The organism is Mucilaginibacter sp. P2_A5, assembly GCF_056404995.1.
This window is the reverse complement of the sequence record NZ_JBFUCY010000001.1, coordinates 211460-234406: the sequence shown is the minus strand read 5'-3', so window position 1 is coordinate 234406 and position 22947 is coordinate 211460. Positions and strand designations below refer to the sequence as shown.

The following is a 22947-nucleotide window of genomic DNA, read 5'->3' as shown; positions in this document are numbered from 1 at the left end:
GTTCATGGCGAAATTAGGACTAAGTATAATAATACCTTGCTTTAATTCTGGCTATTTTTTAGAAGAGGCTGTCGAATCTATAAGATTTCAGTCGTTCAAATATTCTTTTGAAATAATAATAATAAACGATGCTTCAACGGATGCAATTACCAATAACATTTTAAAGAGGCTCAGTTTATTACCTGAAATAACAATAATTAATTTCGTCAATAATAAAGGTGTTCAACAATCTCGAAATGCAGGGTTGCAAGCGGCAAAATTTCGATATATTTTACCATTGGATGCAGACGATAAACTAAACATCGATCCGATTGTCTTAAAATTGGGGAGCTATATGGATAGGTCTATTGATTTATTGGAACTTAATAACCATGTTGCTTTTGTTCATTCTATGTCATTAATGTTTGGGGAATTTCATGGCCTAACTATATCATCTTACMCTGTAAATGAATTACTTATTCTAAAAAAGCATCATTGTCCTACCTCTATAATTTTTCGGAAATCGGATGCCATTGCTTCAGGAGGATATGATAAATCAATTTTGAAATGGCAAGATTGGTCATTCGCCGTTGGATTACTTAATTCTCGATTTTTAAGAAATAAGAAAAACGATATTTCATTTTTTGAGGGGCCATATCATTTGTATCGCATACATAATTCGACCTTGCGTATTTCAGAACATGAAATTGATGAAAAGCAAATGGTGTATAATACAGTTAAATTATACCCTGAAATATTTCGAACTTATTATCCAAATTACACTGATGAGAGTATTGCTATTACTGTTCACCAAAGTAAACCAAGTAAAATGTTAGACCTGTTGTATGTTGCCCAACATAACATTGATTTAGCAATCAAAATGATTACAGAGCGCGATTATTTTTTAGATAGCAATAGAAAATTAGGCACAATACCATAGCAAATAAATATGATAGACAAGATTTGCGCAATAATTACCAACGATACGCCTTGGCAATATTACAATAAATTCAAAATTGTTTTAAAAGAGCTGAAGCACCCTTTTGAAAAAAAAATCGATTTCCTTTATCAAAGTAATTTAGATACTGAAATCTCATTTTTAAAAAATTATCGTGCAGTCGCTTTTTTTCACAGAGACCCACTTAAAATATTATATCAGAGAGAATACTTATCTGCTAAGTATATAGAAGAATATTGCATTATAAACAACATTCCATTTATTAATAAACCTGATGCGCTTTCAAATTCGGTTAAATCAATTCAATTGAAAATATTAAAAAACAAAGGTTTCAATGTTGCCGAATGTTTTCCTTTTATTTCTTTAGATGAATTAACAAGTATTGATAAGTCAATATACCCATTATTTGTCAGATATGATGCAGGACACGATAGTTATGGAGAGTCGATGCAGGGACCTTTTGGCAATTTTATTGCTCTAAAAAGAGCTTTTTCAAATAAATGGTTTGTAGATAGAGAACATTTTTGTGGTAAGGTGGCTATACAATGGATTGATACAAAATTTTCAGATGGTTTATATCGACGCTACAGAGCCTTCAGTACAAGAACTGATGCAGTGACCGGCAATTTGCATATTTCAAGAGATTGGTACTTACATGGAGACAATGCCATCAGAAATCAGGAAACGGAAAATGAACAGCGGCAATTTATGCAAGGGATATATAGTGCAACAGAAAAGGAATTCTTTTCAAAAGCGATCATGGCTTTAGATTTAGATTTTGGAGCTATCGATTATTCATACGATAAAAACGGAGAAATTATTATTTGGGAGGTTAATCCTCACCCTGCCTTTCCTCAATGGATCGAGCAAGAGCCATCAAAATCCAAGATTGTAAAATTACTAACCGAGTATTATCAATCGTTTTTATGATTATAGTTAAATTATCTTAATATCATCACCCAAATTTCCCATTTTTAGCAATTTTTCGATAAAATAGCTCGAAAATAAGCCACCGTCGGGAGTGGAATAGTTCGGCATACCGAAGATTACTTAAAAAGAGGCCGCACCGTGATTTGGTACAGCCTCTTGGTAGCGGGTTCGCTATACCGAACCCGCTGCTTATAACTGAATTATTCCTTCATATCAATATTGCCATCACTCGGGCTGCCGTTTTGCTGTGAAGACCACAAGGCGGACTGTTCCGCATTGAATTCGCTGGTTACCGGCTGCTGACCGGTAGGTTTATTGGTTTGGAGGTATACGCCGCATACATTGGCACCATCACCGCATGTCAGGTCCTGACGCACGTAATTGCTGATATTCTGAATATCAGTCTGGGCATGAGAGCTGGAAGTATAGCGGTAAAAATAAGTGCTGAATTTGTTTGCGGTGGTAAATGCGCTTGCACTTACAGCGATCGCGATGGCCGCCAGGCCTAAAAATTGTCTTTTCATGGTTGTAAACACCTTTTACATCAAAAGGTGCGAAAACTTTAAATGGATGTTAAACAATAACGCCTACTCTGTGCCAGGTTTTCGGCTTATCCTGTGCATGATCAACGACAGTCGTTCGTTGGGATCAGCAATAAGGGCTTAATGCTTTTGTCGTAGCCTCCTTTCCCTGTACGTGATATATATTCCGGTAAGCGTTAACAGCAAAAAGAAGATATTGAACAAAAAATGACTTTTCCATCCCATGTGTGTGAATACGCCGCCGCAGGAACAGGGCTTTTGGGGAAAAATATTGGCTAATGCGGCCCCGATATAAAGGGTAAACAGCAGCATCAGGATACCGGCTAAAACTAATCCCGCCCTTCGGTAGGCGGGATGAAAGAGTAAAGCCGCAGTCAGCAATTCTATGCCAGGTAAAGTATAGATGAGTATCGTTGCGGTCCATGAAGGCAGCTGTTGGCGCTGCATCTGGCCGCTGAATTCCGTAAAATCCATCAACTTGCTGAAAGCCGTGTAGGCAAAGAGCAGGATCAGAAGAAAAATAATGACATCAAGCAGGACACTGGTTTTCATAAGATAGGATCGATCATCAAAAGTAGATCCCCCAACCGGCCAGGTAAAGGTCATACGGCACGAATTGATACCTGATAAATCACGGCTTACCGCTTTGTTTTTCACCATACGGCATGACGAACAACTAAATGTTATCCCTGGAAATGAGGCGACTCAGGCTCTCCCTGCTCATTTCCAGGTAAGAAGCGATCATTCTTAAAGGGGCATATTTGAATACAATCGGGTTTTCCTTTCGCAATGCGCGGTACCGGTCTTCTGAGTTCATGGCATTAAGGACCGTGCGCCGGAAATCGGTTCGCAATTGCCTTAAGAGATAGGCCCGCATGCACACTTTTGTTTCCGGGTAGCTGTTTAACAAGGCGTCAAGTTTTTTATAGGTCAGGGATAACAGTTCGGCAGTTTCCAGTATTTCTATATAAACGTCAGACGGTGCTTTCAAATAACCCTGATATGAAAAGATAATATCTTCCGGTGCCCAGAACCTGATCGTCTGTTCATTTCCATCGCCGTCATGGAAATAACACCTGGCAAATCCGCTGCCCATATACCAAAGCCGGTTTTCTATCTGCCCTTCGCCGACAATGATCTGATGCGGCTTATAATACTCCGGATGCATGGAAGATAACAGCTCTTCTTTAAAAGGGCCGGACAGGTCGGTTAACCCGGACAAATGTTGAAGCAATTGCGCTGTGAGCATAAGCGGTCTATTAAATCTTAAAAAAGGTTCGTCCATGAACAAGCTATATTAACCTGTAACGGACCGGCGATTCAAAATTAACAGTCCGATTTGGGCTAAGTGGTTACATCAAGCCTAATGTTTCCTAATTGTTAATATAATATGAATAATTATTTCCATGTAACCGAACGCTCCAATTCGGATACTTATCTTCAACGTACTCAAACATTTACCTGTATGAAAATAGATTTTAACAAGGCGAGTTTTAAAGATTTTGAAAACATCGCCGGGCTGGATGCTTTTCAAACTGCCGCCGCATTCCAGGAATACCTGGATTTTTTAAAAGAAAACGGACATCTGAATTACCGGATCGAATCCCTGAGCCCGGTCGGCCCGGAAATGGAACTCCTGTTGCCGGGAAACAGCACGCCAAGCAAAGCCGTGTGCCTGGTTTCAAACGACTACCTCGGGTTCAGCCAGCATCCCGTGATCAAAGCGGCCGTCATCGATGGGATTAGCCGCTTCGGCACCGGCTCAGGGGCTTCACCGGCCATCGGGGGCCATTTTGTTTACCATGAACTGCTGGAGCAGAAAATCGCAGGGTTCTATAAAAAAACGGATGCCATTTTATATACGACCGGTTATACGGCCAACAGCGCGACGCTGCAATGCCTTCTCCACCAGGAAGATATTGCCATTGTAGACATGGCGGTTCATGCCAGTGTTTATGAAGGCATCATCACCACCAATACCAAGCAGTTCCTGCATAACAACCTGGAGCACCTGGAACAGATCCTCTCCAAGGCGCAGTATGCTTACCGCAATAAATTCGTGGTGGTCGACGGCGTGTACAGTCAGGATGGCGATATCGCTTACCTCGACCGGATCGCGGAACTGACCCATCATTATGGTGCTTACCTGGTTGTAGACGACGCACACGGGATCGGTGTCGTCGGCGATAGCGGCAGAGGCGTGATCGAACTGTTTGATTTGTTTGCACAGGTAGATATCATCACCGGGACCTTCAGCAAAGCGCTGGGCAATATCGGCGGCTACGTGATCGCTAGGCCCGAACTGGTCAATTACCTCAAATTCCAGTCGAAACAGCACTTATTTTCCACGACGGCAACACCGGCATTATTGGGGATCGTCAAAGCCATCGAACTGATCGATGAGGAACCTATCTGGCGTGAGCGGCTATGGGAAAACATTAACTACTTGAAAAATGGATTAATCAGCCTGGGTTTCGATGTCGGCACTACAGGTTCAGCCATTATCCCCGTTAAGATCGGCGATATCCCCAAAACGTTAGAAGCCGGAAAGCTGCTGCTTAATGCAGGCGTTTATGCCAACCCCATTATGTATCCCGCCGTTTCCAAAAAGAACGCCCGTATCCGGATGAATGTTATGGCCACCCATACGCGGGAACAATTGGATAAAGTGCTGAACGCTTTTAGTGATATTGACCACCATCTACATTTATCAGGCAAACTATGAAAACAATAGCTGAACGGTATCACGCCGCCCTGGAAAACCAGTTGGCCGAGGCTACCTTAAATGAATCGACATTGACCGGGCAGTACCGGGTTTCCGTACTGATCTGTAAGAAAGCCATGACCAAGCTGAAGCGCTATATATCCAGCTATTCTTTTGAAAATACGGCGGAAGAGATTTACTTCTTTAAAGAAATAAAACCGCTCTTTTACAGCAAGTACATCTATTTCATCAATATTTACAATTTTTTAATGCAGTTGCCTCCCGGCGGGGAAGAGGCTATACGTGCCTATATTAATTTTTACCTTTCCGATCTCCAGCGCTTTTTTGACAACAACAAGGCATTTTACCAGTATTACCGTTCCGGCAGTGCGCATATGGACCACATCTACTACACCCGAGGCGGTTTCGATGTGCTGATGGAACTGGAAGATTTTGAAGAAGACGAACAGTACAGCACTTCTCATGACTATAAATTATCCAAGATCATGGCCCATGAAAAGTTCAGGGACTATCTGAACCTGGAACTGGCCAGGGTCGGTAACGAGGGTATGGTGCCCTTAAACGGCCAGAAGGTATTCCCTTATCAGCATCCGAACTGGACGGCAAGCCCTACCGATGCCATTGAACTCATTTATTCGCTGAAAGCATCTGGTTCGGTGAACAACGGCAATATTGATGTGAGTGAACTGGTCAGCATTTTCGAATTCGTTTTCCAGATGGAGATCAAGGAATCTTATCACAAGATCATCGACATAGGCCGTCGAAAGAAAGCCATACCGATATTTCTGAATAAGTTAACAGATGGCCTGCTTCGGATGCTCAATGATAAATTGAGCGCCTGAACCCTGAACAAGGTCGTTCAGCCTGATCAAAAGATTTGTTTTTGTGCGTACCGGAGATGTGATGGACCGGGCTAAGATAATATTCTTCTTACCTTTATTTCAGTCTATATGCGTCTACATTAAACCTTCATTCCGTCCAAATAATACAACCTGCGGTGATGTTGTGAAATAAAAAAATGTAACATCCCCACTTTTGTTTTGCCCTTCGGCATGGTGCCGCCGGGTTTAAATAAATGAGTATGTTAAACGCGATCTCCTGGCAGCAATATCTGACTGCCATCCTCCTCCTGAGCATTGCCTGGTATGCTTATATCGCCCTGCGCTATTACCGCACAGAACTGGCTGCCTGGTTAAAGATTAAGCCAGCGGTTCAAAGCGCGGTACCGCCGGTGGCCAATAAACTGAATGTTGTTATGGGCACGGCTAAAGCCGAAGCCGATACCGGACTTTACCCGGCAGAAGAGCTGCTATTTGTAGCCGCCGAACCCGACGATATCAGTGATCAGACGCTTCCCAAAGGGCCTGCTGACGACCTGCTGGCCGAAGCTATGGTACTCGTTGACGCCTACGGAGACAATGATAATAAAACAGAGTTCCTTTCCCTTTTTAAACTCTTACTGGACAAATACGAAGTCTTTGCCGACGAGATCAGCCTGCCTGCAGTCATCACCTCGCTCAAAACTTTCGCGGCCGGTAAACTTCCATTTAATATCCAGGCCGGTGAATGGCCCTTAACATTTACATCATGAAAAAATCAATTCAAATCCTTTGCTTCCTGCTGCTGGCAGTAGGAAGTGCAGCAGCCCAGGACGGAAACGCGGGCATTAACGAAGCGACGAGCCAGGTAAAAAGTTATTTCGCGACCGGAACCAATCTGATGTATGCTATCGGGGCTATCGTCGGGCTGGTCGGAGCAATCAAAGTCTATAAAAAATGGAACGATGGTGAGGGAGATACCGGTAAGGTGGCCTCCAGTTGGTTTGGCAGTATGATTTTCCTCGTTGTTGTCGCCACGGTCATCAAATCATTCTTTGGCATATGAGCTACCAGATTAACAAAGGCATTAACCGTCCCATTGAATTTAAAGGACTCCGGGGGCAATACATCGGCTATTTAGGCGGCGGCCTGGTCGTTTTACTGGTCCTGTTCGCGCTCCTGTACCTGGGCGGCACGCCCGTCTACCTGTGTATGACCGTCATTGTGGGTTTGGGTGGTCTGCTCTTTCATCAGGTATTTCATTTAAGTCACAAGTATGGCGAGTACGGGCTGATGAAAAAAAATGCCCGAAAATATTTGCCCACTTATTTAAAATTTAAAACCAGGAGGCTGTTTTATGAAAAACGCTGAACAAGTGTTCCCGATCTATAAGGTCGAACATGATACCTTATTATCGGTGCAGGGTGAGTTAAGCATCGCTTTCGAGGTACGCCTGCCCGAACTGTTTACGCTGTCCAATGATGAGTATATGGCCTTTCACCAGACCTGGGTAAAAGCGATTAAACTACTTCCAAAGAACAGTATTTTTCATAAACAGGATTGGTTCGTGGAAACCACATATCAGGCCACATTCGGAGACAAAACCTTTCTGAGCCATGCCAGCGAACGCTTTTTTAACGAACGTCCTTACCTCGCGCACCATTGCCATATCATCCTGACCAAAAGGCCGGACAACTACAAGCAAGTGAGCAGTGCGGCCAGCAGTTTGCTGCGCAAACGCCTCGCCCCGGCCCAGAGTACCGACGCGGAACTATTCCGTGATTTCCTGGATAGCGCGGGTCAGTTCAAACGGGTGATGGAAGACAGCGGTCTGGTGGCCTTAAGCCGGTTGGGCGATAACGATCTTGCCGGTACACTGGTCACGCCAGGTATTCTGGAGCAATATTGTTTCCTGCTCAGCCAGGATGATGAACCGGAACTGAAAGACATTCACCTGCACGACGAGATCCGGATCGGCGATAACCGCTGCCAGCTCTATACATTGGCCGAAGCCGAAAACCTGCCTGCCCTATGCGGGCCGCGCATTACTTACGACCAGTACAGTACCGATAAAACGAAGTTCAGCACCGGTTTTGCCACCCCGGTTGGGGCACTGCTGAACTGCAACCATATTTACAACCAGTATCTATTTATTGAAGACAGTGCCAAGACCCTCAAAAAACTGGAAGCCAAAAAGCTGCGCCTGCAATCGCTCTCGGCCTACTCCCGCGAAAACGCAATCGGCCGTGATGCCACCCAGGAGTTTTTGAACGAAGCGATCAGCCAGCAACGGCTTCCGGTTAAGGCACATTTCAACATCCTGGCCTGGACGGACGATAAAGCAGAACTAAAAAATGTCAAAAACAAAGTCAGCTCGGCGCTGTCCCAACTGGACGCGCAGCCCAAACAGGAAACGGACGGCGCACCGCAGATCTGGTGGGCGGGCCTGCCCGGCAACGCTGGCAACTTCCCGATGAATGACACATTTGACACTTTCGCCGAACAGGCGGCCTGTTTTTTTAACCTGGAAACCAATTATCGAAGCAGTCTTTCACCCTGCGGTATCCGGCTTGGCGACCGGTTGAGCGGCAACCCATTGCACGTTGACCTGAGTGATGAACCAATGAAAAACGGTATCACGACCAATCGTAACAAGTTTATTTTAGGGCCGTCCGGCAGCGGCAAATCGTTTTTTACCAATCATCTGCTGCGCAGCTATTATGAGCAGGACGCGCATATCGTGCTGGTCGATGTCGGCCATAGCTATGAAGGCCTTTGCGAATTTGTGGACGGCTATTATTTCACCTATAGTGAAGACAGCCCGATCAGTTTCAATCCATTTTACGTGGGTGAAGGCGACCTGCTGGATACCGAAAAAAGGGAAAGCATCAAGGCCATGATCCTGGCGCTCTGGAAAAAAGAAGATGAAGGCGTACAGCGCTCCGAATACATCGCGATCTCCGATGCGCTGTTTCATTACTACCAGTCTGACCCGGAGTTTGCCTGCTTCAATTCTTTCTACGAGTTTTTACAAGGACCTTTTTACCAAACCATGAAAGCGAGTAAAGTGAAAGATGAACATTTCGATATCGACAATTTGTTGTTTGTGTTGCGGCCCTACTATCAAGGCGGTGAATATGATTACCTGCTCAACGCGACCGAAAACCTCGATCTGCTGCATCGCCGCTTCATCGTATTTGAGCTGGATAATATTAAAGACCACCCGATCCTGTTCCCGGTGGTGACACTCATCATCATGGAAACCTTCGTGTCTAAAATGCGAAAACTATCCAAAGAAACCCGTAAAATGATCCTCATCGAGGAAGCCTGGAAAGCCATTGCCCGTGAAGGTATGGCCGAATACATTAAGTATTTATTCAAAACGGTAAGGAAGTATTTCGGCGAAGCATTGGTGGTTACCCAGGACATTGAAGATATCATCAGTTCACCGGTCGTTAAACAAGCCATTATTAATAACAGCGATTGCAAGATATTACTGGATCAGCGCAAGTACCAGAACGATTTCCCGAAAATCCAGCAACTCCTGGGTATCACCGATAAGGAAACCGCGCTCATTATGAGTATGAACCGGGCCAATGATGAGCGATATAAGTACAAGGAAGTATTCATCAGCCTGAACGGTCAGTTATCACGGGTTTACCGTACCGAGGTAAGCCGCGAAGAATACTGGACCTATACCACGGAATCAGCGGAAAAAGCCAAAGTCAAAGCTTACAAAAAGAAATACGGCGATATCCGCAAAGCCATCGCGGTTATTGTCCGGGAAGAAGAACAAACTAAAAATAACGCAGCATGAAAACAACAATCAAACTCGGATTGGCTACTCTGCTCTTTGCAGCCTGCCAAACAAAGTCCCATGACGGCATCTATGTAAACCATACGGAAGGCAAATTTTCCATCGCCGATGATACCCTTATTATTAGAGATACTGTGATCACCAAAAAAACCGGGTATAAAAAAATAATTAGTGGAAAATTGTTGCCAAAAGAATTCAAAACGCGCATTTGGACCATGAACAGCCCTGATGCACCACTAATTCAGTTTAAGGATAACACAGTACAATTAGGTACTACCCTTTACACACCACTGCCATGAAAACAATTCGAATTTTCATAATAGTAATGCTTTTGGCATATAGTTCCCGAAGCTCGGCACAAATACCTGTGGTCGAAGCAGTCAAACTGGTCGTTAAAAAAGTGATTAAAGCCATCGACCTGAAGGTACAGCGTATGCAGAACCAGACCATCTGGCTGCAAAACGCACAAAAAACATTGGAGAACGAACTGTCCAGGTTCAGGTTGAACGAGATCTCCAATTGGTCCGAAAAGCAGCGTTCACTGTACGATGAATACTACCAGGAATTATGGCAGGTAAAATCCACCATCGCCTATTACCAGCGCATTAAGACCCTTACCTTACAACAAGTGGCCCTGGTCGGCGAATATCAACGGGCCTGGAAGCTTTTTCAATCGGATAAACATTTCCGTATCGAAGAGATCAATGAAATGCAGCGGGTTTACCTGGGCATTTTGGATGCCTCCGCCAAGAACCTCGACCAGATCATGGTGGTCGTCAATCCCGGTAAAACCCAGATGACCGACCAGCAGAGACTTGAAGCCATTAACCAGGCCGGTGACCGACTGGATGAAAACTACAGTGACCTGAAACAATATAACAATCAGAATATGATCCTCAGCCTGCACCGCAGCAAGGATTTAAACGAAGTGCAAACCATTAAAAACTATTATGGCATCCGTTGAACAGCTTTTGAAACAAGCAACCGGCCTTCGCCAAAAAGCGAAGACATTAATCGCTTTTATTTTGGTAACGGCGGCAATGAGCCATTGCGCTCAGGCCCAAACCTTTGCGGAGTGGTTCAGCCAAAAGAAAACGCAAAAAAAATATTTATTGCAGCAGATCGCTGCCTTACAGATTTACAGCGGCTATCTGCAAAAAGGCTACGGTATCGCTAAAGGCGGTCTGGGTTCCATTGGTGGCTATATCGGTAATGAATATGGCTTACACAGCAGTTATTATACTCACCTGAAAACAGTCAGTGTTCCGGTCAGCAATAACCCACAGGTCAAGGACATCCTTCGCTGGCAACAGGATATTTTAAAGCAAACGTCGGCCATCAAAAGTCAGCAGGGCCTTACAGTTACCGAAAGCAGCTACCTCAGTAAAGTTTGTGCCGCTTTATTAAACGACTGTGATGCCCGCTTAAACGACCTGCAAACGGTACTAATGGATCAAAAAACCGAAATGAGCGACGAGGAACGTATCCGGCAGATCGCCCGCCTTTACGCTGCAATGCAGGATAATTACCGCTTTGCAGCTGCCTTTGGCAGCCAGGTTAAAGTCTATGTGCTGCAAAAGCAGCAGAGTAAAAATGAAGTAATCACTTTAAATCGTCTATATGAAAAGGATTAACAAACTCAAGCGCTGTGGCGCTGTATTGATTTTGATGCTGATTTTTAACATCAAGGCCCATGCCCAAAGCGATGAATTGCAGCAATTGTTGCTGAACATCGAAAAGCTAACCCAATTTAAAGCAATTCTGTCCGATATGAAAAAGGGTTACCAGATATACCAGCAAGGCTACGGTACTATTTCTAATTTATCGAAAGGCAATTTTGACCTGCATAATGTTTACCTGACCGGCTTAATGGCGGTTAACCCCGCTGTGCGTAATAATCCCAGGGTCGGCCAGATCATGAGCCAGCAAAACGATATTCTCAGCGAGTATAAGCGCTATACCAGCCTGTTCCGGCAAAGCGGAACATTCAACAACAGTGAACTCATTTATATTAATAATGTGTTCAGCCAGTTGGCAAGGCAAAGCGATGCCAATATTGATGACCTGGCCAGTGTCACGACTGCCGGGCAGTTACGGATGTCTGATGATGACCGTCTTCGGGCCATTGACCGCATTTATAACAGCAGTTCTGACCAATTACAATTCCTGCGGTTTTTTAACCGGCAAGCGGTGATGCTGAGTTTGCAGCGAAGCAAGGACCTCAATGATACGCAAACGCTCAAGCGGCTGTATGGCATAACTCAGTGAAACGCTCTTGAGCGCATTTGAAAAAACATTAACAGTGCGAAAAAACTAAAGTCAATTTTATGAAAAAGCAATTAATAAGCGCCGTACTGGTGCTGACGGGGATGCTCATTCCCTTATTTTCCAGGGCGGAAGGGCTGGCGGATGATATTCATGGCCTGCAAGGCGTATTGGATAATGTCTATTCCGAAATGCTCCCCATGTGCAGCCAATTGATCGGTGTAGCCCGTGGTATCGCCGGGTTCGGCGCGCTCTGGTATATCGCAGCCCGTGTGTGGCGGCATTTGGCCAGTGCCGAACCTGTTGACTTTTATCCTTTGATGCGGCCATTCGCGTTAGGTATGGCCATTCTGTTATTTCCAACAGTGATCGCGGTGATCAACGGTGTGATGAATCCGGTTGTCACCGCTACGGGCGGTATGGTCAAGAATTCAGATGCCGCTATCGCCAAATTGCTCGCGCAGAAAGAGGCGGCTATAGAACAAACGAATACCTGGCAAATGTACGTAGGTGACAACGGCGAGGGCGATAAAGACAAATGGTATAAGTACACACATCCGGATGACCCCAACCGCGAAAACGAAGGTGTCTTGTCCGGCTTAGGCAATGATGTGAAATTCGCCATGGATAAGGCAAGTTACAAATTCCGCAACAGTGTAAAACAATGGATGTCTGAGATTTTGCAGGTGGTTTATGAAGCGGCTGCACTTTGTATCAACACGATCCGAACCTTTTACCTGGTCGTGTTGGCCATTCTCGGCCCGATGGTATTCGGTCTTTCTGTTTTTGACGGTTTCCAGCATACGCTGACGACCTGGCTGGCGAAATACCTGAACGTATTTCTATGGTTACCGATCGCCAATATTTTCGGCAGTATCATCGGGAAAGTACAGGAAAACATGCTCAAACTGGATATCCAGCAAGTTCAAAGCGCGGGCGATACCTTCTTCAGTTCCACGGATACGGCTTACCTGATCTTTCTTTTGATCGGTACGGTCGGCTATTTTACGGTACCTGCCGTTGCGGGCTATATCATCAATCCCGGTGGCGGTAACGGTTTACTAAATAAAGTCACCAACCTGACATCGATCAGCTTGAGCTCAGTAAAATCCACTTCCTATGCCGCTGGGATGGCCGCCGGTTCAAGAATGGCCGAAGGCGCTAAAAACGTCGTCAATATGCCGGGGCATATCGCCGACGGCTACCGCTCGGCCGGTTCCGATGATGTGCAGGCAGAAAAACTAAATGGCAACCCTAAAAAATAAGCATCATGTTCACCCACCTCAGAAATATCGAAACCGCTTTCCAGCAGAATAAACGCATTGTCGCCCTGGTGATATTGACCAGTGCCCTGATTTCCGTTGCGGCTATTTATTTTGCCTTTGCCGCTTACCAAAAAGCGTCGGCACATATCTATGTACTGGCAAACGGTAAGGCGCTGGAAGCCATCGCCGCCGACAGAAAAGACAATATCCCCGTCGAAGCACGCGACCATATCAGGATGTTCCATCACTATTTTTTCACGCTCGATCCCGATGAAAAAGTGATTGAAAGCAATATCAGCAAGGCCCTATACCTTGCTGATGAAAGCGCACGTAACCAGTATAACGACCTGAAAGAAAAGAGCTATTACAATAACCTCATTTCCGGGAACATCAGCCAGACCTTGACGGTCGACAGTATCCAACTGAACATGAACAGTTATCCGTATGCTTTCAAATGCTTCGCTACTGAAAAGCTGATCCGCGCCACATCCACCATCAATAAGCTACTGGTTACGCAGGGTTACCTGCGCAATGTCGGCCGTTCGGATAATAACCCGCACGGATTCCTGATCGAGCATTGGGAAACCATCGCTAACCGTGACACCACCATCAATACCCCATGATACGCAGCTACATCTACCGGCTTAATGACTGGTTCAACACGCGCGGCGAATGGACACAAACCCTCTTGTATTTCGGGTTTTGCGCGGTGTTTCTGTGTCTGCTGGCGCTGAGTATCCGCTACAGTCATTTCGATGCGCAAATAAAGCCGATCCCGGTGCCGCAGCATATCGGCCAGCCATCCGGGCCGCAATTCAAAGATTCATTAACCTTTAAAAAACACTGATATGGAAAAGCAACGAAAATTCCTTTTGGTATTACCGCTATTGGTGATCCCTTTCCTGACCATGGCCTTCTGGGCATTAGGCGGCGGCAAAGCCGGCAGCCAGCCCATAACAAACCATAAGGGCCTGGACACTGACCTGCCTGAGGCACAATTCAAGGATAAAGGCAAAACCGATAAAATGGCGGTATACCAGGCTGCCCAGCATGATTCGACACAAGACGGCGTAAGCCCGGCCTTTTTAAAGTCGATGGGCCTGGATAAAGGTGCACCACCAAAGGCCGATTCCACTGCCACGCCGGACGATCAGGCGCAAAAGATACAGGCGAAACTGGCACAATTGAATAAGCAATTAAGCCAGCCGCAGCAAGTACGGCAGCAAGCCGGCAATGATGAAGAACCGGAGTCGCAGCAAATGAAGCAGCTCAAAAAAATGATGCGGCATATGAATAGCGGCGGCAATGCGCCTGATCCTGAAATGCAGCAACTGAACAGCATGCTGGATAAGATACAGGCGATACAAAACCCAGCGTCGGTAAAACAAAAGACAGCAATACCAGAACCAGCCAAACCCTTCCGGGCGATACCTGCTATCATCGATGGCAAACAAAAGGTGATGGATGGCGGCGCTGTCAAGCTGAAACTGACCGATACCGTAACCCTGAAAAACCAGTTTTTAGCCAAGGGACAGGAAATCTTCGGCGTTTGCCAGGTCACCAACCAGCGTTTGCTCCTGACCATTCAAAATATCCGGCTGGATAAGCAGATCATCCCGGTCAACCTCACCGTATTCAGCCTGGACGGTATGCCCGGCATACCCGCGCCCGAAGCCGAACTCGGTGACGCGGCGGGATCAGGTGCCGACAATGCGCTCCAAAGCATGCAGTTTCTGACGATGGACCAAAGCATCGGCGCACAAGCCGCAGCGGGCGGCGTCAATGCGGCTAAAGGGTTGTTCAGCAAAAAAGTTAAAAAGGTCAAGGTCAAATTGAAGGATGAATATCCTGTACTGTTAAAGATCAATAAATAAACGAACATGGAAGACGAATTAAATATGGACCCGCGTGAAACGGATTACATGGATGATTATGATATGGACAGGGCAATGAATTTTTTTGAACTCACCAAGCAACTTGCTGACCTGGGCTTTAGTGATCCGGTGTTGGTCAACACTTTGCGCAAAAACATTATGGCCGCTGAATGCCCAATTTTCACGGCCAATTGCCGGGAGCAAGAAAAGGGCAATGAACTGCGCACCTGGTTTGAATATGAACAAAACGCCGGGGGCGATTATCAATTAAAACATTACGAAACCCTTTTGTCCATTGAAAATCAGGATATCAACCGGCTCTTTGAACCAGATATAAAACGCGTAGAGGCGCTGGCGGTCCTTTATAAAGATCAAAACCAGGAACACGATATATGGGCGGTACAGCAACCGATGACACGCAAGGCAATGGCGGCCTATCTCGCTGCTCCAAATGATAAATCACTTAAAACACAAAAAGTTATGAATACAGAAAATTTAAGTTACCTGCAAAAGCAACTGCTGAACCTGGGGTTTGGCGAGAAACTCAATGACGAACTGGAAAAAAACATCAAGTCAGGCGAAAAGGAATTTACCTTAAACAGTGAACAAACGTACAATAAGCAAAACGTTGATTATACCCTGCACTATAAAGCAGGCGACCAGAACGAAATGTATTTTTTCAATAAATACGATGCCGCCTTACGAGATAAAGAAATGCAGCAAACCTTTTATATCAATAAAAGCGGCGGCATTACCGCCAAAGAAGCCTATAACCTTATGGAGGGCCGGGCGGTGCACAAACAGCTTGAAAACCTGGAAGGAGAAAAATACAATGCCTGGATCGTCATTGACAAGGAGAACAAGACCGAGAACGGCAATTATAAGCTCAGGCCGTTTACAGACGGTTGGAACTATAAACCCGAACGCGCCATCGATAAACTGGATATTGTTGGTATCAACGAGGACGGTGCCCGTGAAAAACTGATGAAGTCGCTCGAAAAAGGCAACCGCCACCAGGTTACCGCGATCAAGGATGGCAAGGAGGTCAAATTATTTATAGAGGCCAATCCCGCCGAACACCGCGTTAACCTGACGAACTGGAAAGGCGAAGCGCAGCAACTGGAACATTATAAAAAGCCGGAATTTAAAAATGAACAGAAAAAGGATCAAAAGCAAGCGCAGGGCCAGGAGGATGCGCCGGCAAAAAAGCAAGGCAAAAGTAAAGGCGCTAAAATGAAAGTTTAAGTCAGTAAGCCCTCCCTTTTAAAGGAGGGCTTATATATTCAATTCAAACACCTCGTTATGGGGTTGTGCAAACATTAAGCGGATTAAGATAATAGACATGAATCTTGTGGTCAGAACGCAAGTCAACTTGAATATCATCATCGCCGGCTTTATCTTTACAGCCCGGAATACGGAGATAATCCCATTCATCATCGCCCTGGTCATCGCCACGATCCGTACGGAAAATATGGTCTGCCGCTAAGTAGTTTAAATAGCGAAGGCAGGTGATTTTCCTGGGATGTAAGAATCTGGCAACATGCCCCGCAGGGATGACGATGTATCGAGGTTTTACCTTATCAAGAAACTTTTTTGAACTGCCATTTTCGGCCCCATGATGCGGTGCAAACATGACGGTGGACTGTAAGCCGTCCCCCACATGGTCCACCAGGAACTTTTCTGTAGCTATGCAGGTAGTTTCCGGATCATCCTTGCGGCGCCCAACGGCATCGCCAGTGAACAAAACGGAATTACCCGCGTATTCCATTTTCATCACGATGCTTACACCATTAAGCCGCTCCGCCGGAGCTGTCAAATGCCATTCGGGTAAAGGTTTGCCGAAACCACATAGTAATTTGAAATGAGCCCCTGAAATATCGATATCGCCACCGGGATAGATCACACTGTCCCGCTCATTCAGATTAATGCTTTCAGTGACAGCTTGCCTGTCATGCAGCGCAATTTTTAGTCTGCTAAAGGCACCTGTCTCCGTGGGATCAGAGCCGTCTATTTTTCGGTCATAACCTCCCCAGATCACTTTTTTGATAAGATAACCGCGAATAGCTTGAGAGGCAGCAACGATATGGTCACCATCCATGTGGCTTAATATCATCAACTCCACATTGGAACCGGCAGGTAAAAATTGTTGCATAGCAGCCCAGGTCTGGCTACCGTCGGCGGTATTCAATCCGCCAGCATCATAGATCACATATTTATTTCCTGGTAGCCGAATGATGGTGCATAAACCATTATCCACGTCAATAATGCGGACGCTAACCGAATCGAGGCCGGCCGCTGGTGCTGGTCCTGCTTGCTGACAAAAGCCTTTAAATGGGCTTAAGGCAATAGTCAGCGTAAAAAACAACTTTTGGATTTTGTACAAAGTAAGGTGCATAATAGTGAAGGATTATAGGCTAATCAAAATTAATTAAATCCTTTAATATTCAAATAGTTATAAAAAATAGCCAGCCACGAGAGTTGCAATATTAGGTATCTAATCCAAATGAATATAAGCTGCAAGATGCACGGCAGAAGTAAATGCCCGGCTACGTACGATCTGATTTGCTTCGCTATCGTAAAACACCTCAGCATAGAATTCAGGATGGCTATAGAGTGCGACCCTCAGGCCTTCTTCAAAACGGACGTCAACAAAGTTGCCCTGCGCCGCCACTGCGACTCTTTCCTCGATATCCAGTGCGTTGAATTCATAAAGGTTCATGAGGCTAAGATAAATTGTTGAAAGGACAATACCAATCATCCTCGGCTCATGCTTGTGGGCGCAACTTTTCACCTAACCTGCATCCTTAAATGTTCGCCGATCACCTGCAAGTCCTGTGCGGTATAATAAGGGGTGCCGATCTGTTGGTAGTTCCCGTTCTTTTGCCGGGAAATATAGCCTTTGAAGCAGCCGCCAGCGGTGATCATAAAACAAGGGCCGGCTTCTCCCGGCATTGCTTTTTTATCTAACTGTAATTCTGATTCCTGGCCCGCTATCAGGCATTTAATATTGATTCTATCCATTTTTTATCGGGTTTAAGAGATGACGGGATTAGGTAAGATCGGTAACTTGGCAAACTTGAGTACTTCCAGACTGGCAAAACCAAATTCAGCGACAACTTTGCCCAGGATCAAATAGCAGCCCGCTCCCCGAAAAGGATACATGGGTGTTCGGTTTGGAAAATGTACCGTATCAAAGGTGTTCCCTTCAATATCGAGAAAATTGCCGAACCACATCTTTTGATTGTTTTTGGTAAGCACCGTTTTCTCACATACGTACTGGCCGACCATCCTAACGGCTTGCCCCACATGGTTGATCAGGTCATTGGCCCCGATCTCGCCGCGGTAATCGGTTTGCAATATATCGAACATGGTCATGCTCAATGGAAAGCCGAGCAGTTCCAATTCATGATAGGCATCCTCCAAGCAGGTATTGACCAGTACGGGCAGGGAATAGTTCTTGGCTTCCAATTGGAACAACTCGGCGTTATTATTGGGCTTTGCTTTGGCTCCCAATAGAAGATGTATTGCCCACAATAGTTCTTTTTTGCTTTTTGCGGTAAACCGCAGTGCGCCTACGCGAATCAGTGTGATCGCCTGCTCCAAACCGATACCTGTTCTTTTGATAAAGTCCTCCAGGCTTTGGTACAACCCGTTTCGCCCGCGTTCTTCCGGGATCAGCTCAATAAACGTCTCATTTAAACCGTGAATACCTACAAAACCCAGGTAAACATCCACACCAATAATGTTCACAATGCTATCGCTATTATTTACGCAGGGCAGGTGAACGATCCCGCCGGAGCGCTGCAATTCCTGCACATACAGGGCCCGGTCATAAAAGCCCCCGTAATTGTTTAACACCGCCACCATAAATTCACGTGGAAAATAGGTTTTCAGGTAAAGGCTTTGATAGCTTTCCACGGCGAAGCTGGCAGAATGCGCTTTTGAGAAACTGTAACCGGCAAAGGATGACACCTGCCGCCAAACTTCCTTCACGATATCCTCAGGGCGCCCTAAAGCCATTGCTTCCTGGTGAAACCTTTCCACCAATCTGTCAAATTCTTTTTTAGAGCGGTATTTACCACTCATGCCCCGCCTTAAAATATCGGCATCGGTACCATCCATGCCTGCGAAATGGATACAGACCTTGATCACATCTTCCTGGTAAACCATCACCCCGTAGGTTTCTTTTAAGATCTCTTCCATGACCGGGTGCAGATACTGCACGGTATCAGGGGCATGGTGGTATTTGATATAAGTGCCCATCATCCCCGAACTGGCCACACCCGGCCGGATGATGGAACTGGCGGCGACCAGGATGAGGTAATTATCGCAACCCAATTTCCGGTTGAGTTGGATCATTGCGGGAGATTCGATATAAAAGCAACCTTTGGTGTTGCCGATCCGTAGGTTGGCGTTCACTTTGGGGTCCTTCATGAAGTTTTTGACCTGGTGGATATCGATCTTGCGTTGCTGATTTTCTTCAACGAGCTTTACGGCCATCTTGATGTGCCCGATACCGCGTTGGCTCAGGATATCATATTTATCGAAGCCGATCTTTTCCGCTTCATACATATCCCATTGTACGGTCGCCATGCCTTTGGGCGGCAGGTCAAGCGCGGTATAGTAAGTGATCGGCTCCTCGGTGATCAGCACCCCGCCGGCGTGAATGGAACGCTGGTTGGGCATATTGGCCATTCGCTCGTAAATGGCGGTTATCTTTCTAAAGGCCTCATTATTGCGGTTAAAGGCTAAGCGCGTAAGATCGGTGAACCCATCGATCTCTGATTTTGGTAGACCCATGACCTTACCGATCTCGCGGATAATACTTCGGTCTTTAAAGGTGGACATCGTACCCAGTAAGGCGGTATGCTGGCTGCCATAGCGCTTAAATATATAATCCTGCACATCTTCCCGCTCATCCCAGGAATAATCGATATCGAAGTCAGGCGGCGAAGTGCGCTGCGCATTCAGGAACCGCTCAAAATAAAGGTCCAGTTCAATAGGGTCAACATCCGTTATTTTTAAACAATAGGCCACAATACTATTCGCACCGGAACCCCGGCCTACGTGATAATAGCCCTGCGAACTGGAGTATCGGATAATATCCCAGGTGATCAGAAAATAAGCACAAAAGTCAAGTTCGTAAATAACTTTCAGTTCGTGTTTAACTCTTTTTAAAGCTTCCTTATTGGATTTGCCATAACGGTATTCCATACCGCTTAATGCCAGTTTTTCGAGCAACTCGCGGTCATTTTTTTTATTGCCGGTAAAAGTCCTTCGATTCAGATTCACCCTTCCTTTTGGATAGTCCATGACACAGCTATTCATCAGGTTGCGGGTGTTATCGAGGATAAAGGCATACCGGGAGAATTTAGCTTCCAACTGGCCGGGTGCCAGAAACATATCGGTAGGCTTGCATTTATCTTCAGGTGTGACTTCGGTCAGTACCACATTCAGGTCGATGCCACGCAGGTACTCATGTAAGCGATATTCAATTTTATCAGCGATAAAAACCGGCTGCAAAGCCAGTAGTTTTTCTTTGATGCGACTGATATCTTTGTTAAATAAACTATTCAACTGGTCATAGCGGACACCGAGGTATTCATTTGCTTTGAGCGGCTCCTGGTGGCCATAAGGATAAACGATATAGGCCTGTTGCAGTTGCGGCGCTATATCCGGCAAGGGCTTTTGCTCCAGATTATGCTCGGTCAGGAAATCATTCAGTTCCTTCATGCCCTCCTTATTGCGGGCGATACCGAAATAAAGTAACCGTTTGTTTCTCCTGAACTCCAGGCCGGCAATGGGTTTGATGCCTTTCTCGTCGCACGCCCGCATAAATTCCATGATACCGGTCGAATTGTTGATATCCGTTAGTACCATTTGGGTCACACCGCGCGCAATCGCTTCCTCCACCAGTGCCGGGATCGACATGGTGCCATAACGGAGGCTGTATTGAGAGTGGACGTTCAAATACATGGTTGCCTAAAGATTAAGGTTGATACCAGAAGCCAGTTTGATCGAATCAGGGCCAAAGCGGCGGCGGATCTTATCCATCGCCTGGCAAAGGCTGTATTGCTCTTCGGATTCCGAATAAAGATCGATCTGCTCAAAACCATTCACCAAGTTGGATAAGCGAACGCCCACCAACCGAATCAGTAATCTTTTTTGATAAGCTGCCTTGAAAAGTTCCTTCACCTTTTTGATCAGCAACCCGTCCAATGCTGTATAGGGAATAGTAGCTTGTTTGGTGACGTCTTCCCGCGTGGAATAGCGGACTGTCACGGTAATACAGGCCGTTTGTTTCTTTTTTTGGCGCAGTTCAAATGCCAGTTCCATCACCATCGAGGTCAGCAGGTAATTAATGGCTACCAAGTCGATGCTATCATTTTTAAATGTGGTTTGCGTGCCAATAGACTTTTGCTCCTGGTAAGGGATAATCGGCGAATCATCGATGCCCTTCGCTTTCTGTAAAAGCCAGATGCCATTTTTTCCCAAAATGGCACTCATATACTCAGGATGCACCTGAGAAAGTTCATATATTCGCTTAATGCCCATATCGCTCAGCTTGATAAAAGTTTTGTCGCCTAAGCCCGGTATTTTGCGGATAGATAAGGGGTTCAGGAATGGCCGCACAACCGCCTTTTCGATATTTAGTTCGCCATTCGGCTTACACTCATTGGTCGCCATTTTGGACACGGTTTTATTGACCGACAGCCCGAATGAGATGGGCAAAGCAGTTTCTTTAATTACCTTAGCACGCAGTTCCTTGGCGTATTTTAATGAGCCGAAATGTTTATCCATACCGGTCATATCGATATAATGTTCATCGATGCTTGCTTTCTCGATGAGGGGCACATTTTCCTTCAAAATATCGGTAATCTCATGGGAAGCTTTGGAATATTCATCCATGTTGCCTTTGATCCAGATACCGTGCGGGCAAAGCATACGCGCCATCCGGGCGGGCATAGCAGAGTGTATGCCAAATTTACGAGCTTCATAACTGCAAGAGGCCACCACACCACGGTCCGACAGGCTGCCGATGATCACCGGTTTGCCTGTTAGTTGTGGATTTTTACGAACCTCAACGGATACAAAAAATGCGTCCTGGTCCATGTGGATGATCTGGCGGTCTGCGCTCATGGTGGCTACTTTATGTTAATTGTGAATAATTTTAAATCATATCATAATTTTAATTTTATTCGTTCAGAAAACGGATAACAAAACTAATACTAAAAATATTAGCATTTTGTTTATATTTGAAAATAATTTTGGAGCTGGGCTAAATGACTGATAGTTTGTTTTATAATCCATTTCTGCGCATTAAGGAAGATACCCTGAAAAAACTCATGGGGGTAAGCAAGCCTTTTGTGGTTATCCAGCGGTTTCAATGGCCGGGCCAACCATTGCAAAAAACCTTTTTACTATCTGCTTATGCTGATGAACAGGAAGCACGTCACCATGAACAGGAATTACGGCCTAACGAGGGTAAAGCGCAGAACCTGCTTGATCTGAACCAGTACCAAGCGGTTGTTAAACTCTTAAAAAACGAATCCGGTATAACTATGTTCTTTAATGGAACAATAGATGCCCGTCACGAAAAAAGGCTTCAAAAAGCCTATGTAAAAAGCGTTTCTGCCTATATTCACTATATCCGGATGAAAAAGGAAGATCACTATGACGTACGTATATTTGTGGAGCATGGGCGTTTAAAAGCAGAAATCACCTCGGGTGAAAAAAGCCATACCGCCCTTTTTTATGATATGATTAAATAGCT

General features: G+C 45.5%; 26 protein-coding genes. 18 read left to right on the top strand and 8 right to left on the bottom strand.

Going from position 1 to position 22947, the window contains the following annotated elements; translation table 11 throughout:
• Positions 1-4: 4 nt before the first annotated feature.
• Positions 5-919 (top strand): glycosyltransferase family 2 protein, encoded by a 915-nt coding sequence (locus AC1DXF_RS00955; RefSeq protein WP_477445174.1) that lies wholly within the window; start codon positions 5-7, stop codon positions 917-919.
• A gap of 9 nt (positions 920-928) precedes the next feature.
• Positions 929-1867: a hypothetical protein gene (locus AC1DXF_RS00950; RefSeq protein ID WP_477445172.1), complete on the top strand. Its 939-nt coding sequence runs from the start codon at positions 929-931 to the stop codon at positions 1865-1867.
• 200 nt (positions 1868-2067) lie between these two features.
• Here AC1DXF_RS00950 and AC1DXF_RS00945 read toward each other — a convergent pair whose 3' ends face one another.
• The 3 genes from AC1DXF_RS00945 to AC1DXF_RS00935 all read right to left on the bottom strand — a co-directional run bounded on the left by AC1DXF_RS00945 (position 2068) and on the right by AC1DXF_RS00935 (position 3694).
• Positions 2068-2391, bottom strand: a complete 324-nt coding sequence (locus AC1DXF_RS00945; protein WP_477445170.1) for a hypothetical protein — start codon at positions 2389-2391, stop codon at positions 2068-2070.
• 138 nt (positions 2392-2529) lie between these two features.
• Positions 2530-3015 carry a MauE/DoxX family redox-associated membrane protein gene (locus tag AC1DXF_RS00940; protein ID WP_477445168.1) on the bottom strand — a complete coding sequence of 162 codons (486 nt, stop codon included), beginning with the start codon at positions 3013-3015 and terminating at the stop codon, positions 2530-2532.
• A gap of 70 nt (positions 3016-3085) precedes the next feature.
• A complete protein-coding gene (locus tag AC1DXF_RS00935; protein ID WP_477445166.1) occupies positions 3086-3694 on the bottom strand; it encodes a Crp/Fnr family transcriptional regulator in 609 nt (202 codons plus the stop codon).
• Positions 3695-3874: 180 nt separating this feature from the next.
• Here AC1DXF_RS00935 and AC1DXF_RS00930 point away from each other — a divergent pair, with 180 nt between their 5' ends.
• The 15 genes from AC1DXF_RS00930 (at position 3875) to AC1DXF_RS00860 (ending at position 16418) form a co-directional block, all read left to right on the top strand.
• A complete protein-coding gene (locus AC1DXF_RS00930) occupies positions 3875-5134 on the top strand; it encodes an aminotransferase class I/II-fold pyridoxal phosphate-dependent enzyme (RefSeq protein ID WP_477445164.1) in 1260 nt (419 codons plus the stop codon).
• Entirely contained in the window at positions 5131-5976 is an 846-nt protein-coding gene (locus tag AC1DXF_RS00925; RefSeq protein ID WP_477445162.1) for an RteC domain-containing protein, read from the top strand. Before AC1DXF_RS00930 ends, AC1DXF_RS00925 begins: the two co-directional genes overlap by 4 nt.
• Before the next feature lie 233 nt (positions 5977-6209).
• Positions 6210-6725: a hypothetical protein gene (locus AC1DXF_RS00920; protein ID WP_477445160.1), complete on the top strand. Its 516-nt coding sequence runs from the start codon at positions 6210-6212 to the stop codon at positions 6723-6725.
• A complete protein-coding gene (locus AC1DXF_RS00915; RefSeq protein ID WP_477445158.1) occupies positions 6722-7018 on the top strand; it encodes a DUF4134 domain-containing protein in 297 nt (98 codons plus the stop codon). Before AC1DXF_RS00920 ends, AC1DXF_RS00915 begins: the two co-directional genes overlap by 4 nt.
• Positions 7015-7323 (top strand): DUF4133 domain-containing protein, encoded by a 309-nt coding sequence (locus AC1DXF_RS00910; protein WP_477445156.1) that lies wholly within the window; start codon positions 7015-7017, stop codon positions 7321-7323. The genes AC1DXF_RS00915 and AC1DXF_RS00910 overlap by 4 nt, the downstream gene beginning before the upstream one ends.
• Positions 7310-9769, top strand: a complete 2460-nt coding sequence (locus AC1DXF_RS00905) for a TraG family conjugative transposon ATPase (RefSeq protein WP_477445154.1) — start codon at positions 7310-7312, stop codon at positions 9767-9769. Before AC1DXF_RS00910 ends, AC1DXF_RS00905 begins: the two co-directional genes overlap by 14 nt.
• Positions 9766-10068 (top strand): hypothetical protein, encoded by a 303-nt coding sequence (locus AC1DXF_RS00900; RefSeq protein WP_477445152.1) that lies wholly within the window; start codon positions 9766-9768, stop codon positions 10066-10068. Before AC1DXF_RS00905 ends, AC1DXF_RS00900 begins: the two co-directional genes overlap by 4 nt.
• Complete coding sequence (locus AC1DXF_RS00895) at positions 10065-10733, top strand: conjugal transfer protein TraI (RefSeq protein ID WP_477445150.1); 669 nt, start codon at positions 10065-10067, stop codon at positions 10731-10733. The genes AC1DXF_RS00900 and AC1DXF_RS00895 overlap by 4 nt, the downstream gene beginning before the upstream one ends.
• The gene (locus tag AC1DXF_RS00890) at positions 10720-11403 is read left to right on the top strand and encodes a hypothetical protein (RefSeq protein ID WP_477445148.1); all 684 of its coding nucleotides are present in this window, start codon (positions 10720-10722) and stop codon (positions 11401-11403) included. Before AC1DXF_RS00895 ends, AC1DXF_RS00890 begins: the two co-directional genes overlap by 14 nt.
• Positions 11404-11437: 34 nt before the next feature.
• Positions 11438-12037, top strand: coding sequence for a TerB family tellurite resistance protein (locus tag AC1DXF_RS00885; protein ID WP_477445457.1), 600 nt, complete (start codon positions 11438-11440; stop codon positions 12035-12037).
• A 59-nt stretch (positions 12038-12096) separates the two neighbouring features.
• Positions 12097-13299 (top strand): conjugative transposon protein TraJ, encoded by a 1203-nt coding sequence (gene traJ / locus AC1DXF_RS00880; RefSeq protein ID WP_477445146.1) that lies wholly within the window; start codon positions 12097-12099, stop codon positions 13297-13299.
• A gap of 5 nt (positions 13300-13304) precedes the next feature.
• Entirely contained in the window at positions 13305-13922 is a 618-nt protein-coding gene (traK, locus tag AC1DXF_RS00875; protein WP_477445144.1) for a conjugative transposon protein TraK, read from the top strand.
• Entirely contained in the window at positions 13919-14146 is a 228-nt protein-coding gene (locus tag AC1DXF_RS00870; RefSeq protein ID WP_477445142.1) for a hypothetical protein, read from the top strand. Before traK ends, AC1DXF_RS00870 begins: the two co-directional genes overlap by 4 nt.
• Position 14147: 1 nt before the next feature.
• Entirely contained in the window at positions 14148-15173 is a 1026-nt protein-coding gene (gene traM / locus AC1DXF_RS00865) for a conjugative transposon protein TraM (protein ID WP_477445140.1), read from the top strand.
• 6 nt (positions 15174-15179) lie between these two features.
• On the top strand, positions 15180-16418 hold the full coding sequence (locus AC1DXF_RS00860; protein ID WP_477445138.1) for a hypothetical protein: 1239 nt from the start codon (positions 15180-15182) through the stop codon (positions 16416-16418).
• A 55-nt stretch (positions 16419-16473) separates the two neighbouring features.
• Here the strand turns inward: AC1DXF_RS00860 and AC1DXF_RS00855 are convergent, their stop codons facing one another.
• The 5 genes from AC1DXF_RS00855 to dinB form a co-directional block, all read right to left on the bottom strand.
• Positions 16474-17556, bottom strand: a complete 1083-nt coding sequence (locus AC1DXF_RS00855; RefSeq protein WP_477445137.1) for a ComEC/Rec2 family competence protein — start codon at positions 17554-17556, stop codon at positions 16474-16476.
• Between the two features lie 111 nt (positions 17557-17667).
• Positions 17668-17892 carry a hypothetical protein gene (locus tag AC1DXF_RS00850; RefSeq protein WP_477445135.1) on the bottom strand — a complete coding sequence of 75 codons (225 nt, stop codon included), beginning with the start codon at positions 17890-17892 and terminating at the stop codon, positions 17668-17670.
• A gap of 68 nt (positions 17893-17960) precedes the next feature.
• A complete protein-coding gene (locus AC1DXF_RS00845) occupies positions 17961-18194 on the bottom strand; it encodes a hypothetical protein (RefSeq protein WP_477445133.1) in 234 nt (77 codons plus the stop codon).
• A 12-nt stretch (positions 18195-18206) separates the two neighbouring features.
• The gene (gene dnaE, locus AC1DXF_RS00840; protein WP_477445131.1) at positions 18207-21149 is read right to left on the bottom strand and encodes a DNA polymerase III subunit alpha; all 2943 of its coding nucleotides are present in this window, start codon (positions 21147-21149) and stop codon (positions 18207-18209) included.
• Between the two features lie 6 nt (positions 21150-21155).
• Positions 21156-22313 (bottom strand): DNA polymerase IV, encoded by a 1158-nt coding sequence (dinB, locus tag AC1DXF_RS00835; RefSeq protein ID WP_477445129.1) that lies wholly within the window; start codon positions 22311-22313, stop codon positions 21156-21158.
• A 143-nt stretch (positions 22314-22456) separates the two neighbouring features.
• On the opposite strand from dinB, the gene AC1DXF_RS00830 reads away from it, so the two are divergent.
• Positions 22457-22945 carry a hypothetical protein gene (locus AC1DXF_RS00830; RefSeq protein ID WP_477445127.1) on the top strand — a complete coding sequence of 163 codons (489 nt, stop codon included), beginning with the start codon at positions 22457-22459 and terminating at the stop codon, positions 22943-22945.
• The last annotated feature ends 2 nt before the right edge of the window (positions 22946-22947 follow it).

Excerpts from the sequence above, each read along its gene's own strand:
- AC1DXF_RS00910 (WP_477445156.1), top strand. The coding sequence starts at position 7,015 with ATGAGCTACCAGATTAACAAAGGCATTAACCGTCCCATTGAATTTAAA.
- AC1DXF_RS00830 (WP_477445127.1), top strand. The coding sequence starts at position 22,457 with ATGACTGATAGTTTGTTTTATAATCCATTTCTGCGCATTAAGGAAGAT.
- AC1DXF_RS00945 (WP_477445170.1), bottom strand. The coding sequence starts at position 2,391 with ATGAAAAGACAATTTTTAGGCCTGGCGGCCATCGCGATCGCTGTAAGT.
- AC1DXF_RS00925 (WP_477445162.1), top strand. The coding sequence starts at position 5,131 with ATGAAAACAATAGCTGAACGGTATCACGCCGCCCTGGAAAACCAGTTG.
- dnaE (WP_477445131.1), bottom strand. The coding sequence starts at position 21,149 with ATGTATTTGAACGTCCACTCTCAATACAGCCTCCGTTATGGCACCATG.
- dinB (WP_477445129.1), bottom strand. The coding sequence starts at position 22,313 with ATGAGCGCAGACCGCCAGATCATCCACATGGACCAGGACGCATTTTTT.
- AC1DXF_RS00845 (WP_477445133.1), bottom strand. The coding sequence starts at position 18,194 with ATGGATAGAATCAATATTAAATGCCTGATAGCGGGCCAGGAATCAGAA.
- AC1DXF_RS00900 (WP_477445152.1), top strand. The coding sequence starts at position 9,766 with ATGAAAACAACAATCAAACTCGGATTGGCTACTCTGCTCTTTGCAGCC.
- AC1DXF_RS00885 (WP_477445457.1), top strand. The coding sequence starts at position 11,438 with ATGCTGATTTTTAACATCAAGGCCCATGCCCAAAGCGATGAATTGCAG.
- AC1DXF_RS00915 (WP_477445158.1), top strand. The coding sequence starts at position 6,722 with ATGAAAAAATCAATTCAAATCCTTTGCTTCCTGCTGCTGGCAGTAGGA.
- traJ (WP_477445146.1), top strand. The coding sequence starts at position 12,097 with ATGAAAAAGCAATTAATAAGCGCCGTACTGGTGCTGACGGGGATGCTC.
- AC1DXF_RS00920 (WP_477445160.1), top strand. The coding sequence starts at position 6,210 with ATGAGTATGTTAAACGCGATCTCCTGGCAGCAATATCTGACTGCCATC.
- AC1DXF_RS00860 (WP_477445138.1), top strand. The coding sequence starts at position 15,180 with ATGGAAGACGAATTAAATATGGACCCGCGTGAAACGGATTACATGGAT.
- AC1DXF_RS00905 (WP_477445154.1), top strand. The coding sequence starts at position 7,310 with ATGAAAAACGCTGAACAAGTGTTCCCGATCTATAAGGTCGAACATGAT.
- AC1DXF_RS00940 (WP_477445168.1), bottom strand. The coding sequence starts at position 3,015 with ATGACCTTTACCTGGCCGGTTGGGGGATCTACTTTTGATGATCGATCC.
- AC1DXF_RS00890 (WP_477445148.1), top strand. The coding sequence starts at position 10,720 with ATGGCATCCGTTGAACAGCTTTTGAAACAAGCAACCGGCCTTCGCCAA.
- traK (WP_477445144.1), top strand. The coding sequence starts at position 13,305 with ATGTTCACCCACCTCAGAAATATCGAAACCGCTTTCCAGCAGAATAAA.
- traM (WP_477445140.1), top strand. The coding sequence starts at position 14,148 with ATGGAAAAGCAACGAAAATTCCTTTTGGTATTACCGCTATTGGTGATC.
- AC1DXF_RS00950 (WP_477445172.1), top strand. The coding sequence starts at position 929 with ATGATAGACAAGATTTGCGCAATAATTACCAACGATACGCCTTGGCAA.
- AC1DXF_RS00870 (WP_477445142.1), top strand. The coding sequence starts at position 13,919 with ATGATACGCAGCTACATCTACCGGCTTAATGACTGGTTCAACACGCGC.
- AC1DXF_RS00850 (WP_477445135.1), bottom strand. The coding sequence starts at position 17,892 with ATGAACCTTTATGAATTCAACGCACTGGATATCGAGGAAAGAGTCGCA.
- AC1DXF_RS00895 (WP_477445150.1), top strand. The coding sequence starts at position 10,065 with ATGAAAACAATTCGAATTTTCATAATAGTAATGCTTTTGGCATATAGT.
- AC1DXF_RS00930 (WP_477445164.1), top strand. The coding sequence starts at position 3,875 with ATGAAAATAGATTTTAACAAGGCGAGTTTTAAAGATTTTGAAAACATC.
- AC1DXF_RS00935 (WP_477445166.1), bottom strand. The coding sequence starts at position 3,694 with ATGGACGAACCTTTTTTAAGATTTAATAGACCGCTTATGCTCACAGCG.